Here is a 13,065-nt window from a genome sequence, read left to right as displayed (position 1 = left end):
GAGAGCGGGGGCGGGTCAGCCTACGGGGTCGAGTCCGGCGGCCCGGGCGGCGGTGCGCAGCACCTCGCGGAGCATCTCCGGGGTGAGCCGGCCGGTGAAGGTGTTGCGCTGGCTGACGTGGTAGCAGCCGAACAGCTCCAGCGGCGGGCCGCCGTCGGCCGCCGCCAGGACCGTCCGGGCGCCATGGGCGAAGGCCGGGCGGGGGCGGGGTACCGCCCAGCCCGCCTCGGCGAGCGCGGGCAGCACCGCCTGCCAGCCGAAGGCGCCGAGCACCACCAGCGCGCGGGCGGTGGGCCGCAGCAGGGTCAGCTCGCGGACCAGCCAGGAGCGGCAGGTGTCCCGCTCCCCCGGTGTCGGCTTGTTGGCGGGCGGCGCGCAGTGCACCGGGGCGGTGACCCGGGTCCCGTACAGCTCAAGGCCGTCGTCCGGGCGGACGGCCTCGGCCTGGCTGGCCAGCCCGAGGTCGTGCAGCGCGGCGAACAGCACGTCACCGGAGCGGTCGCCGGTGAACATCCGTCCGGTGCGGTTGCCGCCGTGGGCGGCCGGGGCGAGCCCCACCAGCAGCAGGGCGGCGTCCTCGGGGCCGAAGCCGGGGACGGGCCGGGCCCAGTAGTCCCAGCCCGTGTAGGCGCGCCGTCCCTCCCGGCCCACCCGCTCCCGCCACTCCACGAGCCGGGGGCAGGCCCGGCAGTCGGCGACCAGCTCGTCCAGGTCGGGCACCGAGGCCGCGGTGGGCGCCGCCAGCGCCGGATGGCGGGGATCGTCGGTGCGGTCCTCCGGCGCGCCGGGCGGCGGGGTCGGGGGCGGTACGGGCATGGGCGGCGGGTCTCCCTTGCGAGCTTTCGGGTGGCGGGCGCGGGTATGCGCCTGCCCGGTCCTTCGGCGCCCACGCGGGCGGGCCCGGTCAGCGTGCGGCATGCTCGACCGCATGACGGCGAAGCGAAGCGCGGGCCTGCTGCTGTTCCGTACCCCGCCGGGCGGGGGTCTCCAGGTGCTCATCGCCCATATGGGCGGGCCGTTCTGGGCCTCCCGGGACGAGGGCGCCTGGTCGGTGCCGAAGGGCGAGTACGAGGAGGACGAACCGCCCGAGGACGCGGCCCGCCGGGAGTTCACCGAGGAGCTGGGGCTGCCGGTGCCGGCCGGGGAGACGGTGCCCCTGGGGTCGGTCCGCCAGTCGGGCGGCAAGGTGGTGACGGTGTGGGCCCTGGAGGGCGACCTCGATCCGGCCGAGGTGGTGCCGGGTGTCTTCACCATGGAGTGGCCTCGGGGTTCGGGCACCCAGCGGGAGTTCCCGGAGGTGGACCGGGTGGCCTGGTGCACGCCCGAGGAGGCGGAGCTCCGACTGGTGTCGGCGCAGCGGGTGTTCGTCGAGCGGCTGCGCGAGCATCTCGATGGCGGCCGGTGAGAGCGGGACCGGAGCGTGGCGGCCGCCGGGTGACGTTCGGTCAGGGTGACTGTCAGTGGGGTGCGCGAGAGTGGAGGTCCAACCGGTCGACAGGGAGTGTGGGATGACGGTGGTTCTTGACCCCCGGGAGCGCGCGGCCGCTCAGGCATACGTCAGGCTGATGGAGACGGCCCGGGCCGTGCTCACCGATCCGGACACCGCGCCGATGGCGGGGGTGTATCTGACCTCGCCGATGGCCGAGGCGGACGAGGCGCTGCGCCGCGCCGGGCTGACGGGCAATGAGGAGCGGCTGCTGCGCTGTGTGTCGGCGCTGCGCGGCGCGGATCCGGGTGGTTCGGCGTAGCCGGCGGCGCGGTTCCTGCCGGGGGCGCCCGGCCTGGCGCGGGGGCGCCCATGTGCGCGCCGACGCGCCGATCCGGGCGCCGAGACGGCACCCGGACGGCACTCAAGCACCCGGCTCCCGTGCGCGGGCGGCGGGCCCGGCTGGGGGCGTGGGGCCGCTCGCCGGGTACCCGGCGGCCCGGGGGCGGGGAGCCCCTGGGACCGGGGTCAGGGAGGGGCCGAGCCCAGGGTCAGGGAGCGGCCGGGCCCTGGGGCAGGGAGGGGCCGGGCCCGGGGTCAGCCCTCGACCCAGCCGTGGTCGGCGGCCAGCTCCACCAGGCGGGCGCGCACGCGCTTGACCTGGGCGGCGGTGAGGGTGCCGTCGGCGTCCAGCAGGGCCTCGGTCAGTTCGGCGCGGAACTCCTCGGTGGTCAGCACATCGACCCCGTCGTCGTCCACGTCGTCGTCGCCCGCCCGGGGCACGGCCACCCGGGCCGGCCGGGTGGTGGCCGGCGGCGGGGACACCAACCGGATCTCCGAGGCCTTGGGCCCCTTGTCACCCTCCTCCAGATAGAACTCCACCTCACGCCCGGCCTGGTACAGGTACTTCTCGTCCACCAGGTCGTTCGCGTGCATGAACACGTCCTCGCCCCCGTCGTTGGGGACGATGAACCCGTAACCGCGTACATCGTCGAAGCGCAGGATCTTGCCCACCGTCAGCACAGCCGTACCTCCACACACCACACACCACGGACCAGTCGGCCGGACGCGCCTGCGCGCCACGGCCCGCGAAGAATCTACCGCCATCCGGTGGAGGGCGGGAGGCCGGTGTCCCTCCGGCGCCCGGCGGCGGCCGTGATCCGGGCGCCCCAGGGGTCCGTGTCCGCCCGCAGCCGGGGCGATACCGGCGGCGGGTCATCCGCTCGCCGCGACACGCCGAGGTCGCCGCGCCCCTTCCGGCGAACGGCGGCATGGTGGGGAGGGAGGTGGCCGCCCCGGCGCCTCACCGGTGGCACACCGGGCACACCGAGTCCGAAGGGGACCGACATCATGCCGATGCTGCGCCGCGCCCGCGTCGCCGACCACGCCGCGCTCGTGGAGTGCGTGCACCGCTGGTGGGACGGCGGGGCCGCGCCCGCCGGAAGCCGCCACCCGGTGCCGGCGCTGCCGCGACTGTTCCTCCAGTCCTTCTCGGGGACCAGCCTGGTGGCCGAGGACGGGACCGGGATCAAGGCCTTCCTGGTGGGGCTGCACTCCGCCGACAACGACGAGCACGCCTATATCCACTACGTCGGGGTGGAGCCGGCGCTGCGGGGGCGGGGGCTGGCCCGGGGGCTGTACGCGGCGTTCTTCGACCGCGCGGGGGAGGCCGGGCGCCGGGAGGTGCGGGCCGCCACCTCGCACCGCAACGCCGGGTCGATCGCCTTCCACCAGGCGCTCGGCTTCACCCTGGACACCAGCGAGGCGGAGTGGGACGGGCTGCCGGTGCACCGCGACTACGACGGTCCCGGGCAGCACCGGGTGTGCTTCCGCAAGGCGATCCCCGTCTGAGCCGTCTGAGCCGTCCCCGCCGTCTGAGCCCGGTGCGCGGAGCCGTCAGGAGGCGGCGGTCACCGTCCGCTCCTTGGCGGCGACGGCCGTGCGGACATGCTCCTCGAAGGAGCGCGGGGGCCGTCCGGTGACCCGTTCGACCTCGTCGGTGACCCGGTCCTCGGCCCCCTCGGCGATGGCGCCGTCCAGACCGGCCAGCAGGGCCGCGAACTCCTCGGGCATGAAGGGGGCGTAGCGGGCCGTCATCTCGGCCACCGTGACCGGGCGGTGGCGCACCGGGCGGCCGGTGGCCTCGCCGAGGACCGCGGCCGCCTCGGCGTAGGAGAGGGGGCGGGGCCCGGTCAGCACCCGGTCGGTGTTGTGCGGCACGGGATCGGTGAGGGCGTACGCGGCGACGGCGGCGATGTCGTCGGCGTCCACGAACGCGACCCGGCCCTCGCCGGTCGCGGTCGTCAGCAGCCCGTCCCGGCGGATCGCCTCGGCGTGCTGGTGCTGGCCGGTGAGGTTCTGCATGAACCAGGACGGCCGCAGTACGGCCCATTCGGGGAACAGCTCCGGCAGCACCCGGTGGACGCCGCCGGCGCCCGGCCCGCCGGACTCCACCTGGGAGGAGCTGAGCAGCACCGCCCGGCGCACCCCGGCCCGGCGGGCCAGGTCGAGGAAGGGCAGCATCACGGGGACGGGGTCGAGTGTGCCCGGGGGCGGGATCAGATAGACGGCCGCGGCCCCGTCGACCGCCGGGCGGTGGGTGTCGGGATCGTTCCAGTCGAAGGTGGCGGACTCGGCGCCGGCGGCGGGTCGGGGCCGGCGGGCGGCCGCGCGGACGGGGTGTCCGGCGTCCACCAGCCTGCGGACGAGCCGGCTGCCGGTGGTTCCGGTCGCGCCGGTCACCAGGATCGTGGCGGGACGGGGCATCTGGGGTCTCCTCGGGACAAGGGCCGCTGGGCAGGGTTCAGGGGTGGTGGAGGGTGGGGGCGAAGGCGCGGGGGCCGCGAGCCGACTCCGGGACGGCGAGCGGGTTCCAGTAGTCGCGGTAGTGGGTGATGAGTCCGTCGACGACGGTGACCAGCGCGATATAGGACATCTCATACGGCTCCCCGGTGGCCACCAGACGGCCGGTGGCGCGCATCTCGGCGACGATCGTGCGGGGGTCGGCGGCCGGGGTGATCTCCAGATACGGGATGGCGCGCAGGTCGATGTGGTCCGGATAGCCGCGCATATAGCCGGCGACCGCGGCCCTCCCCTCCAGTCGGCGGGGCCAGCCCTCGGGGGCGAAGGGGAACTCCATCACCCCGTGCTCGTCCCACAGCCCGACCCAGCCGTCGATGTTCCCGGCGAGCAGCAGGTCCAGGCCGTGGCGGTAGAGCTCCCCGGGGTCGGCGGACCGCTCAGCGGTCGAGGGGTGGGGCTGGAGCGGACGGTGGGTCATCGCTGCCTCCTGAGGATGGAGAGGGTGAGGGAGACGAAGAGGAGAGGGGCTGGGGCGCGGATGCGGGGTCGGGGCGGTGGCCGATAGGATGCGGACCGTCGGTCCGTATCGCTGGGATCGACGATACGGACCGGCGGTCCGCTTTGCAACCACCCTCAGTCCGTCGTCCGTCATTCGCCATCCGTCGTCCGTCGTTCGCACCGCAGCCATTCGGCTCTTCAGCCCCTCAGCGCTTCACCGGAGGTCCCCATGTCCGAGCCACGCCGGCGCGCGGACGCCGTACGCAATCGGGAGGCCGTTCTGGACGCGGCCGAGGCCCTGTTCGCCCGGGGTGGCGCGGACGGGGTGAGCATGAACGCCGTCGCCGAGGCCGCGGGGGTCGGCAAGGGCACGGTGTTCCGCGCGTTCACCGACCGCACCGGCCTGCTCCAGGCCCTGGCCGAGCGGCGGTCCGCACCGCTGCGCCAGGCCGTGGAGTCGGGGCCGTCCCCGCTCGGACCCGGCACCCCGCCCCGGGAGCGGGTGGTGGCGGTGCTCGACGCCCTGCTCGGCGTCAAGCTGGACAACCAGGGCCTGTACCAGGCGCTGGAGGAGGCCGGAGGGGCGGCCAGCCCGTATCGGAGCCCCTCGTACGGGTGGTGGCACGACGTCCTGCGGGACGACCTGGCCCGCCTCACCGGAACCGCCGGCCAGGCGGACTTCCTGGCCCATGCGCTGCTGGCCGCCGTCCGGGCCGACCTGGTCGCCCATCTGACCGCCGAGGAGCGGCTGCCGGTCGCGGAGCTGCGGCGGCGGCTCACCGCGTACGCGCACGCGGTGGTCCCGCCCGAGCGGGAGTGAGGGACGGCGTCCCGCCGGACGCGGACCCGGCATCAGCTCCCGTACTGCTCGGCCTGGAGCTGGTACATGCGCCGGTAGCGGGATTCCGGGCGGTCCATCAGCTCCTGGTGGGAGCCGGACTCCACGATCCGCCCCTCGTGCAGTACGTGGATCACGTCCGCCGCCTGGACCCCGGCCATGCGGTGGCTGACCAGCACCACCGTGCGGCCCTCGGCGGCCAGGTCGCGGATGCGGCGGAAGGAGTCGACCTCGGCCTCCGGGTCGAGCGCGGAAGTGGGCTCGTCGGCGATGACCAGGCTGGCCTCGCGGTAGCGCAGTCGGGCCTGTCCTACGGTCTGCCACTGGCCGCCGGAGAGCTCCGAGCCGCCCCGGAACTGGCGCGCCAGCAGGGTGTCGTAGCCCCGGGGCAGCGTGGCGCCGAGCCGGTCCGCGCCGGAGTGGGCGGCGGCCCGCTCCAGGCGGCCGGGGGCCGGGTCGCCGCCGGGCTCGCCGATGGTGATGTTGGTGCGCACGGTGAACGGCCAGCGCTGGAAGTCCTGGTCGAGCACGGCGACATGGCGGAAGACGTCGTACCGGTCCGCCTCCGCCAGATCGGTGCCGCCCCACAGGACCCGGCCGCCGTCGGGCAGGTGCAGCCCGGCCAGGACCTTGACCAGGGTGGACTTGCCGGAGCCGTTGGCGCCCACGAGTGCGACCACGGTGCCGGCGGTCAGGGTGAGGCTGACGCCGCGCAGTGCGGGCTCCTCGCGGTCGGGGTAGCGGAAGACCACGTCCTCGAAGACGATCTTGCCGGGGAAGTCGGGCAGCGGGGTGCCGCCGGCCGGGATGGCCCGCCGGTCGGCCTCGGCGGTGAGCCGGTGCAGGTCCCGGACGTACAGGGACTCCTCGTGCAGGGTGTTGACATGGGCGATCAGCGCGCTGAGGTTGGCCGACCCAGTGCGTACGGCGAGGGCGGCGGTGCCCGCCATGGCGATGTCCATCCGGCCGGTGGCCAGCAGCGCGCCGAGCGCGGCGTAGGTGAGCAGGGTCGCGGCGCCGGAGAAGGCGGCCGCGGTCAGCTCGGTGACGGCCCGTCCGTGGGCCAGCCGGGTCTGCTCGGCCTCGGAGGTCTCCGCCATGTCCCGGTAGCGGTCGAGCAGATAGGGGCCCGCCCGGTGGACGCGGATCTCCTGGGCCGAGCCGCGGTCGGTGATCAGCCCGCTGACCAGCCGGGCGGCGCGCTCGTGCTCGATCCAGTTCATCCGGGAGGCGTAGCGGCGCTGCGCCACGTGCATGGCGCCCCAGCCGCGCGGCAGGGCGATCAGCACCAGCAGCGGCAGCAGGGCGGGATGGAGCACGGTGAGCACCCCGCCGGCGGCGAGGATGCCGAAGATGCCGTTGAGCGCGGCGACGCAGGCACCGACCATGGCACGGGCCGACAGCGCGCCGAACTGGGCGGAGTCCAGCAGCTTGCGGAACTCCCCGTCCTCGATGGCCGACAGCTCCACCGCGACCGCGCGCCGCAGATACCCCTCGGTGGCGAGGCGCTCCACCTTGGGCTCCAGCCGTCCGGTGGCCGCGGTGGAGAGCGAGGCGAGCACCGCGCCGACGGAGGCGAGGACGGCGACCGCGAGAAGCGCGGGCAGCGCGGCGCGCAGCCGTTCGCCGGCCGGGCCGGTGCCGAACAGGGCGGCCAGGATCTCGTTGGTCAGCAGCAGGCCGAAGGCCTGGGCCATGCCCTGGCCGACCTCGGTGAGTCCCACGGTGTACAGCGCGCGACGGTCGGCGTCCCGGGCGATCCGCAGGGTGGTGGCGAGCAGCCGCGGCAGCGCGCGCACGGCGGCGAACGGGGTGAGGTCGAGCATCGCGTACTCGTGCTTCACCCAGCCGAAGTCGTAGCGCAGCGCGCCGCCGAAGAGTTCGCGCTCCCCGGCGGAGACCGCCGGGGCGATCCGCCGGGGCCGGCCTAACGGTCTCCTGGTACGCCTCTCGCCCACGGCCGTCCCCTTCCCCACGCCTGTCATTCCCTGGTCTGTCGCCACGGAGCGCTCCCCCGCCGCCGACCGGGTGAAACGCCGTACGGCGGTGGCTACGCGCGGGCTGCGATCACGGGGCGAGGGGCGGTACCCCCATTGATGTGAGGCGGTTCGGACCATGGGCGCGTCGCTTCCCCCCTCGTGAACCGATGATCTTATTTTCCCGTTATGCGATGGATGGCGGAGAGGGCCCCGCGCCGACTGGGCGCGGTGGCGGCGGTGTGCGCGCTGTGCACCCTGGGCGCGGTGCAGACCATGACGGCCACCGCGGTGGCCGCGCCGATCGGTGACCGGTCCCCGGGAGCGATCGAACGCACGGCGGCCGACGGGGGGTTCGGGATCGTGGTGCGCGGGGACGCGCTGCTGGCCGGAGCCAGGGTGGACGGGGCGGTCGCGGTCGGCGGCGACCTGGCGTTCGGCGCGGACCAGCAGGTCGCCGCGCGCTCGCCCGGCACCTTCACCGCGGCCGGTGACGCCCGGCCCACCGCCCTGCTGGTCGGCGGCGCGGTCGACTTCACCGGCTCCGCCCGGCAGGGGGTGCTGCGGGTGCGGGGCGACGGCTACCTCAAGGTCGGCGATCTGTCGGGGGCTGCGGCGCGTACGGCGGCTACGGCACCCGGTGCGGCGACGACCGCCACCCGGCTGGTGGCGGCCGGGGCCGCGTACGGGTCCACCCCGCGGATCGAGCTGACGGCGGCCCAGCCGGACGCCTCGCTGGCGGCGCGCGGACTGGTCGACCTCGACCGGGTGTTCAGCGCGCACCGCGAGCGGGCCGACGCACTGGCCGGCTGCCCGGGCACCGTCACCCTCCGGGACGGCCGCGGGGCGCCGCTGGCCGAGGGCGCGGCCCTCGCGCCGGGCGCCACGGTGCGGGTGCGGCCGGCCGCCGACGGGACCAGTGTGCTGCGACTGAGCGGCCGGCAGCTCGCGGCCATCGGGCTGCTGGTGTTCGAGCGCCGCCCGACCGCGGCCAACCCGGTGGTGGTCGTGGTCGACACCGCGGACACCGGCTCCCGGCTGAGCTGGCGCACTCCCGCGCTCGCCGGGATCGGCGGGGCGGACGCCGCCTCCCTGCTGTGGAGCTTCGGCGACGCCCGCGAGCTGACCCTCGCCCCGGGCGGTGGCACCCTGGTGGGCGCGGTGCGGGCACCGCGCGCCCGGTTCACCGATCTGAGCCCGTCGGCCATGGAGGGCGAGCTGGTGGTCGGCGAGCTCTCCGCCGGGCGCCTCGCCGGACCGGCCGGGCCCGCCGTGGACGCGGGCAGCTACCGCACCGTCCCGTTCACGGCCCGCCCGGTGTGCGCGGGCGGATCCGGGACGGGGGCGGCGGAGCAGGGCGCCGGTACGGGGACGGGCTCGGCCGTCGGTGGGGAGACGGGGAGCGGTATGGGGACGGGTACGGGCAGCGGTGCGGGAACGGGCTCGGCTGCGGGCAGCGGTACGGGGGTGAGCGCGGCGTCGCAGGGTGGCGTACCCGGGGGCGGGGCGAGCCCTGGCGGCGGCACCGACCCCGTACCCGACGGCACCGATCCCGTACCGAACGGCACGGACCCCGTACCGAACGGCACCGATCCCGTACCGGACGCGACCGGCCCGGCGAAGGGCGGGCCCGCACCGGAGCCGGAGGTCTCGCAGGACGTGCCGCTGGAGAGCGCGCCGGAGTCGGAGGGCATGGAGCTGTCCCCGGAACCGGTCACGCCGGAGGAGGGGCCTGAGCCTGCCGCCACCCCCGTCCCGTCCTCACCACCCGTGGCCGGGGGCAGCAAGCCCGGTGGCCCGGCGGCCGACGGGGACAAGGGAGCCGAGGAGGCCGAGGGGCCCGCCGGTGCGATGGCGGACACCGGCTCACGGCCGGTGCTGTGGGTGGTGAGTGGAGCCGCCGCGCTCTTCGTCAGCACGGGGGTCGCCCTGGTCACGGTCGCCCGCCGCAACCGGCGCGGGCTGCGCGGCTGAGGGGCCGGGGGCGGGGGCCGACCGGATCAGCCGGCCCCCGCCCTGGCCCCCGCGCGCCGCGAGCCCCCGGCAGAGGCAGTCGGTGAGCCGGGCCGCGAGGAATCCGTCGGGGTCGAGGCGGGGGTTGACGATGGTGAGGTCCGGACCGACGGCCTCCGGGTGCCGAGCAGGATGGCGCAGTCGCCGCCGAGCACCACGGGGAAGCGGCTCGCGTCCGGCACGCTCGGCACCGCGTCGGCCGGCCGGGCGGAGTACCCGGCGATGGCGGCGGGGTGGAGCACCCCGGTCGCGGAGTCCCGCTCGGGGTCGTACGGCGGCGCTTCGATCCGGTGGGCGCGTACCGCCCCGTTCCGGGTCGCCGGTCCGGCGCCGAGCAGGGCCACCGGCAGGTCCTGGACGCCGGTGGGCCGCGGTCCGCGTACGGACGGGGCCTCGATGATCGCCGGTTCGCGCACGGTCCGGCTCCCTCGTCCACCGGTGCGGCGCCGGTGCTGCCGCTTGGCCGCCATCGCCGCCGCCATAAAAGACCAGGGCCCGGGTACCCGATCGGCTCTCCGGCAGGCCGACGAGGAGGACGGGACTCTGTGAGGAACTACTCGGAAGACGCCACCCGGCAGGACGGGCCGCGCGAGCCGTCCGGGCTGCGGCTGGCCGGGGGCGGCGAGGTGGCCGGCGACGGCGCCGCTCCGGCACCGCTGGGCGTCCCCGCCGACCCGGGCCCCCTGCCCAGGGACCATGAGCGGGGCCCCGGCACGGTCCTCCCCCGCGGCGGCGGGCACGGCACCGTCCGGGGCGCGGACTTCGGCGGTACGGCCGGCCGACGGGCCGACGCGCGGGCGGACGCGGACGCGGACAGCGAGGCGGACGCGGACGGTCAGGCCGACGCGGACCGGGAGGCCGACGCCGTGCTCGGGGCGGGTGCGGGTGCGGGGGTAGGCGGGCCGGTGGCCGGCGGGCTCGGCCATGTGGAGCGGGCCGCGCATCCGCCGGACCGCACCCAGGCCATCCTGGAGGCCACCAAGCATGTGGCGGGGCTGCTGAAGGCGGCCGGCCATCCGTTCGCGCTGGCCGGGAGTGTGGCCGCCTATGCGCACGGGGTGCCCGCCAGCTTCCAGCACGACACCGACTTCGCGATCACCCGGGAGGACTCCGAGGCGATCACCCGGGACCTGGAGAAGGCGGGCATCCAGGTCCGGGTGCCGCCGGAGGACTGGCTGATCAAGGCGCGCAGCCACGGTGAGGAGATCGACCTCATCTTCGAGCTGGCCCGCCATCCGGTCACCCACGATCTGCTGGACCGGGCCCAGACCCTGCCGGTGGACTCGGTGCGGATGCCGGTACTGGCGCCGACCGACCTGGTCGCCAGTCTGCTGGCCGCCTTCTCCGAGCACCACTGCGACTTCGGGCCGGTGCTGCCGATCGCCCGGGCGCTGCGGGAGAAGATCGACTGGGATCTGCTGCGGGACGAGAGCGAGGGCGCCCCGATGGCGGAGGCGTTCCTCTTCCTGCTGGAGCGCCTGAACATCATCGACGCGCGCACCGGTCCCGGTGCCGGTGCGCGAGAGGAGGCGCCATGACCGCCGCCGACACCGCCGAGTACCGCATCGCCCATCTGCGGGACCGGCTGGCGAGTGAGGACATCGCCGAACTGGGCGTCCGGATCGAGCAGCGCGGCACCGGTGTGGCGCTGTACGGGACCGTCTCCTCCCCCGCGTGCCGGGAGGAGATCCTGCGGCTGGCCGAGGAGGAGCTGGCCGGACTGCCGCTCCACACGGACCTGGTCGTGGTCCGGTCGGACGCCCCCGAGCACCCCGAGGAGCTGACGTGATCCGAGTTGCGGCGGTAGGCGACATCCACCTGGGCCCGGACGGTGCCGGGACGCTGCGCCCGGCCTTCGACACCCTGTCCGAGCGGGCGGACCTGCTGCTGCTCGCCGGGGACCTGACCCGGCACGGCACCGTCGAGGAGGCGGAGGTGGTGGCCGGCGAGGTGGCCGGGCTGGGTGTGCCGGTGGTGGCGGTGCTGGGCAACCACGACTACCAGAGCGACCAGGAGGCCGGGGTGGCCGCCGCCCTGGACCGGGTCGGGGTCACCGTGCTGGAGAAGGAGGGCACCGTCCTGGACATCGGCGGGGTCCGGGTCGGCGTGGCCGGGACCAAGGGGTTCGGCGGCGGGTTCGCCGGGCGCAGCGGGGGCGAGTTCGGCGAGCCGGAGATGAAGGAGTTCATCCGCTACACCCGGCGCTGCGCGGACGGGCTGCGCGACGCACTGGAAAAGCTGGCGGAGGCGGGGTGCGCGGTGCGGATCGCGCTGACGCACTACTCTCCGGTGCCGGACACCCTGGCGGGTGAGCCGTTGGAGATCTATCCGTTCCTCGGCAGCTATCTGCTGGCGGAGGCGGTGGACGCGGCCGGCGCCGACCTGGCGGTGCACGGGCACGCGCACATGGGCGCCGAGCACGGGATGACCAGCGAGGGCGTACGGGTGCGGAACGTGGCGCAGCCGGTGCTGGGGCAGGCGTTCGCGGTGTACCACCTGCCGGTGCGGGCCTCGGACGGTGCCGATCCCGGGGCCGGGACGGAAGCCGTCGCGGGGCGGCCGGCCGGGGTGCGGTAGGCGGTCGGCGCGGCGGAAGGACCGCCGGTACGCCGGTGAGGGGCCCCGCCACGGTGGCGCGGGGCCCCTCACCGCGTACCGCCTCAGGGGCGCCGCCAGTCGTCGCCGCGCAGATGGGAGCCGGCCATCGGGCCCATCCGCAGCATCCCGCCGTCCACGGCGTAGGAGGAGCCGGTGACATAGGAGGCCTCAGGGCCGGCCAGGAAGGCGATGACCGCGGCGACCTCCCGGGCAGTCCCGGGGCGGCCCAGCGGCACGCCGGGGCGGCGCTCCCGGCGTACGTCCCGGTCCTCCTGGCCGGTCATCGGGGTGGCGATCTCGCCGGGCGCCACCGCGTTGACGGTGATCCCGTACTCGGCCAGCTCCAGCGCCATCACCTGGGTGAGCAGCCCCAGTCCGCCCTTGGCGGCACAGTAGGGGGCGGCACCGACCCGGGGCTGGTGTGCGTGGACGGAGGTGACGTTGACGATCCGGCCGCCGTCGCCCTGGGCGATCATCCGCCGGGCGGCGATCTGGGAGCAGAGGAACGGGCCGATCAGGTCCACGTCCACCACGTCCCGGACGGTCTCGTACGACAATTCGAGGAACGGGGTCGCGGTGCCGGTGCCGGCGTTGTTGACCAGGACGTCGATCCGGCCGAGGGACCGGGCCAGCTCCTCGACGGCGCCGGCGGCCTCCGGCAGGTGGGTGAGGTCCAGCCGGGCGAGGGCGGCCCGACGGCCGGAGCCGCGCACCTCCTCGGCCGTCCGGTGGGCGCCCTCCTCGTCGGAGTGCCAGGTGACGCCGATGTCCATGCCCTGCTGGGCGAGGCGTACGGCGGTGGCCCGGCCGATGCCGGAGTCGGAGCCGGTGACGACGGCGACCGGGGTGCCCCGGCCCGCGGGAGTGTCCATCGGTGCCTCCCTGGGGTGGTGTGGATGTCCGGTGGGCGGTAC

15 protein-coding genes are annotated in these 13,065 nt (G+C 75.7%); 8 read left to right on the top strand and 7 right to left on the bottom strand.

Annotation, left to right across the window (positions count from 1 at the left end; all coding sequences use genetic code 11):
* Window positions 1-15: 15 nt before the first annotated feature.
* On the bottom strand, window positions 16-816 hold the full coding sequence (locus ABZ945_RS17500) for a uracil-DNA glycosylase (RefSeq protein ID WP_361269861.1): 801 nt from the start codon (window positions 814-816) through the stop codon (window positions 16-18).
* Between the two features lie 112 nt (window positions 817-928).
* Here ABZ945_RS17500 and ABZ945_RS17495 point away from each other — a divergent pair, with 112 nt between their 5' ends.
* Both ABZ945_RS17495 and ABZ945_RS17490 read left to right on the top strand, forming a co-directional pair.
* A complete protein-coding gene (locus ABZ945_RS17495; protein WP_361269858.1) occupies window positions 929-1,405 on the top strand; it encodes an NUDIX domain-containing protein in 477 nt (158 codons plus the stop codon).
* A gap of 103 nt (window positions 1,406-1,508) precedes the next feature.
* A complete protein-coding gene (locus tag ABZ945_RS17490) occupies window positions 1,509-1,748 on the top strand; it encodes a hypothetical protein (protein WP_361269856.1) in 240 nt (79 codons plus the stop codon).
* A 275-nt stretch (window positions 1,749-2,023) separates the two neighbouring features.
* Here ABZ945_RS17490 and ABZ945_RS17485 read toward each other — a convergent pair whose 3' ends face one another.
* Complete coding sequence (locus ABZ945_RS17485) at window positions 2,024-2,449, bottom strand: cold shock domain-containing protein (protein ID WP_361269854.1); 426 nt, start codon at window positions 2,447-2,449, stop codon at window positions 2,024-2,026.
* Between the two features lie 327 nt (window positions 2,450-2,776).
* Between ABZ945_RS17485 and ABZ945_RS17480 the strand changes: the two genes are divergently transcribed.
* Entirely contained in the window at window positions 2,777-3,277 is a 501-nt protein-coding gene (locus tag ABZ945_RS17480; protein WP_361269851.1) for a GNAT family N-acetyltransferase, read from the top strand.
* A 45-nt stretch (window positions 3,278-3,322) separates the two neighbouring features.
* Here ABZ945_RS17480 and ABZ945_RS17475 read toward each other — a convergent pair whose 3' ends face one another.
* Both ABZ945_RS17475 and ABZ945_RS17470 read right to left on the bottom strand, forming a co-directional pair.
* Window positions 3,323-4,192 (bottom strand): NAD(P)H-binding protein, encoded by an 870-nt coding sequence (locus ABZ945_RS17475; RefSeq protein ID WP_361269848.1) that lies wholly within the window; start codon window positions 4,190-4,192, stop codon window positions 3,323-3,325.
* 37 nt (window positions 4,193-4,229) lie between these two features.
* On the bottom strand, window positions 4,230-4,706 hold the full coding sequence (locus tag ABZ945_RS17470; protein WP_361269845.1) for a nuclear transport factor 2 family protein: 477 nt from the start codon (window positions 4,704-4,706) through the stop codon (window positions 4,230-4,232).
* A 249-nt stretch (window positions 4,707-4,955) separates the two neighbouring features.
* Here ABZ945_RS17470 and ABZ945_RS17465 point away from each other — a divergent pair, with 249 nt between their 5' ends.
* Window positions 4,956-5,546, top strand: a complete 591-nt coding sequence (locus tag ABZ945_RS17465; protein ID WP_361269842.1) for a TetR/AcrR family transcriptional regulator — start codon at window positions 4,956-4,958, stop codon at window positions 5,544-5,546.
* 32 nt (window positions 5,547-5,578) lie between these two features.
* Here the strand turns inward: ABZ945_RS17465 and ABZ945_RS17460 are convergent, their stop codons facing one another.
* Window positions 5,579-7,522: an ABC transporter ATP-binding protein gene (locus ABZ945_RS17460; protein ID WP_361269839.1), complete on the bottom strand. Its 1,944-nt coding sequence runs from the start codon at window positions 7,520-7,522 to the stop codon at window positions 5,579-5,581.
* 207 nt (window positions 7,523-7,729) lie between these two features.
* Between ABZ945_RS17460 and ABZ945_RS17455 the strand changes: the two genes are divergently transcribed.
* On the top strand, window positions 7,730-9,514 hold the full coding sequence (locus ABZ945_RS17455) for a collagen-binding domain-containing protein (protein WP_361269837.1): 1,785 nt from the start codon (window positions 7,730-7,732) through the stop codon (window positions 9,512-9,514).
* A gap of 26 nt (window positions 9,515-9,540) precedes the next feature.
* On the opposite strand, the gene ABZ945_RS17450 is transcribed toward ABZ945_RS17455, so the two are convergent.
* A complete protein-coding gene (locus tag ABZ945_RS17450; RefSeq protein ID WP_361269835.1) occupies window positions 9,541-9,969 on the bottom strand; it encodes a hypothetical protein in 429 nt (142 codons plus the stop codon).
* A gap of 489 nt (window positions 9,970-10,458) precedes the next feature.
* Between ABZ945_RS17450 and ABZ945_RS17445 the strand changes: the two genes are divergently transcribed.
* From ABZ945_RS17445 to ABZ945_RS17435, 3 genes are read left to right on the top strand one after another with little or no spacing between them, the layout of a single operon-like run.
* Window positions 10,459-11,091 (top strand): nucleotidyltransferase family protein, encoded by a 633-nt coding sequence (locus tag ABZ945_RS17445; RefSeq protein ID WP_361269904.1) that lies wholly within the window; start codon window positions 10,459-10,461, stop codon window positions 11,089-11,091.
* Window positions 11,088-11,342, top strand: coding sequence for a hypothetical protein (locus tag ABZ945_RS17440; RefSeq protein ID WP_361269833.1), 255 nt, complete (start codon window positions 11,088-11,090; stop codon window positions 11,340-11,342). The genes ABZ945_RS17445 and ABZ945_RS17440 overlap by 4 nt, the downstream gene beginning before the upstream one ends.
* Window positions 11,339-12,130: a metallophosphoesterase gene (locus ABZ945_RS17435; protein ID WP_361269831.1), complete on the top strand. Its 792-nt coding sequence runs from the start codon at window positions 11,339-11,341 to the stop codon at window positions 12,128-12,130. Before ABZ945_RS17440 ends, ABZ945_RS17435 begins: the two co-directional genes overlap by 4 nt.
* A gap of 83 nt (window positions 12,131-12,213) precedes the next feature.
* Here ABZ945_RS17435 and ABZ945_RS17430 read toward each other — a convergent pair whose 3' ends face one another.
* Window positions 12,214-13,023 carry an SDR family oxidoreductase gene (locus ABZ945_RS17430; RefSeq protein ID WP_361269828.1) on the bottom strand — a complete coding sequence of 270 codons (810 nt, stop codon included), beginning with the start codon at window positions 13,021-13,023 and terminating at the stop codon, window positions 12,214-12,216.
* Window positions 13,024-13,065 lie beyond the last annotated feature (42 nt).

The organism is Streptomyces sp. NPDC046887 (assembly GCF_040644755.1).
Classification (GTDB): Bacteria; Actinomycetota; Actinomycetes; order Streptomycetales; family Streptomycetaceae; genus Streptomyces; species Streptomyces lichenis.
This window is presented reverse-complemented; position numbering and strand designations above follow the sequence as displayed.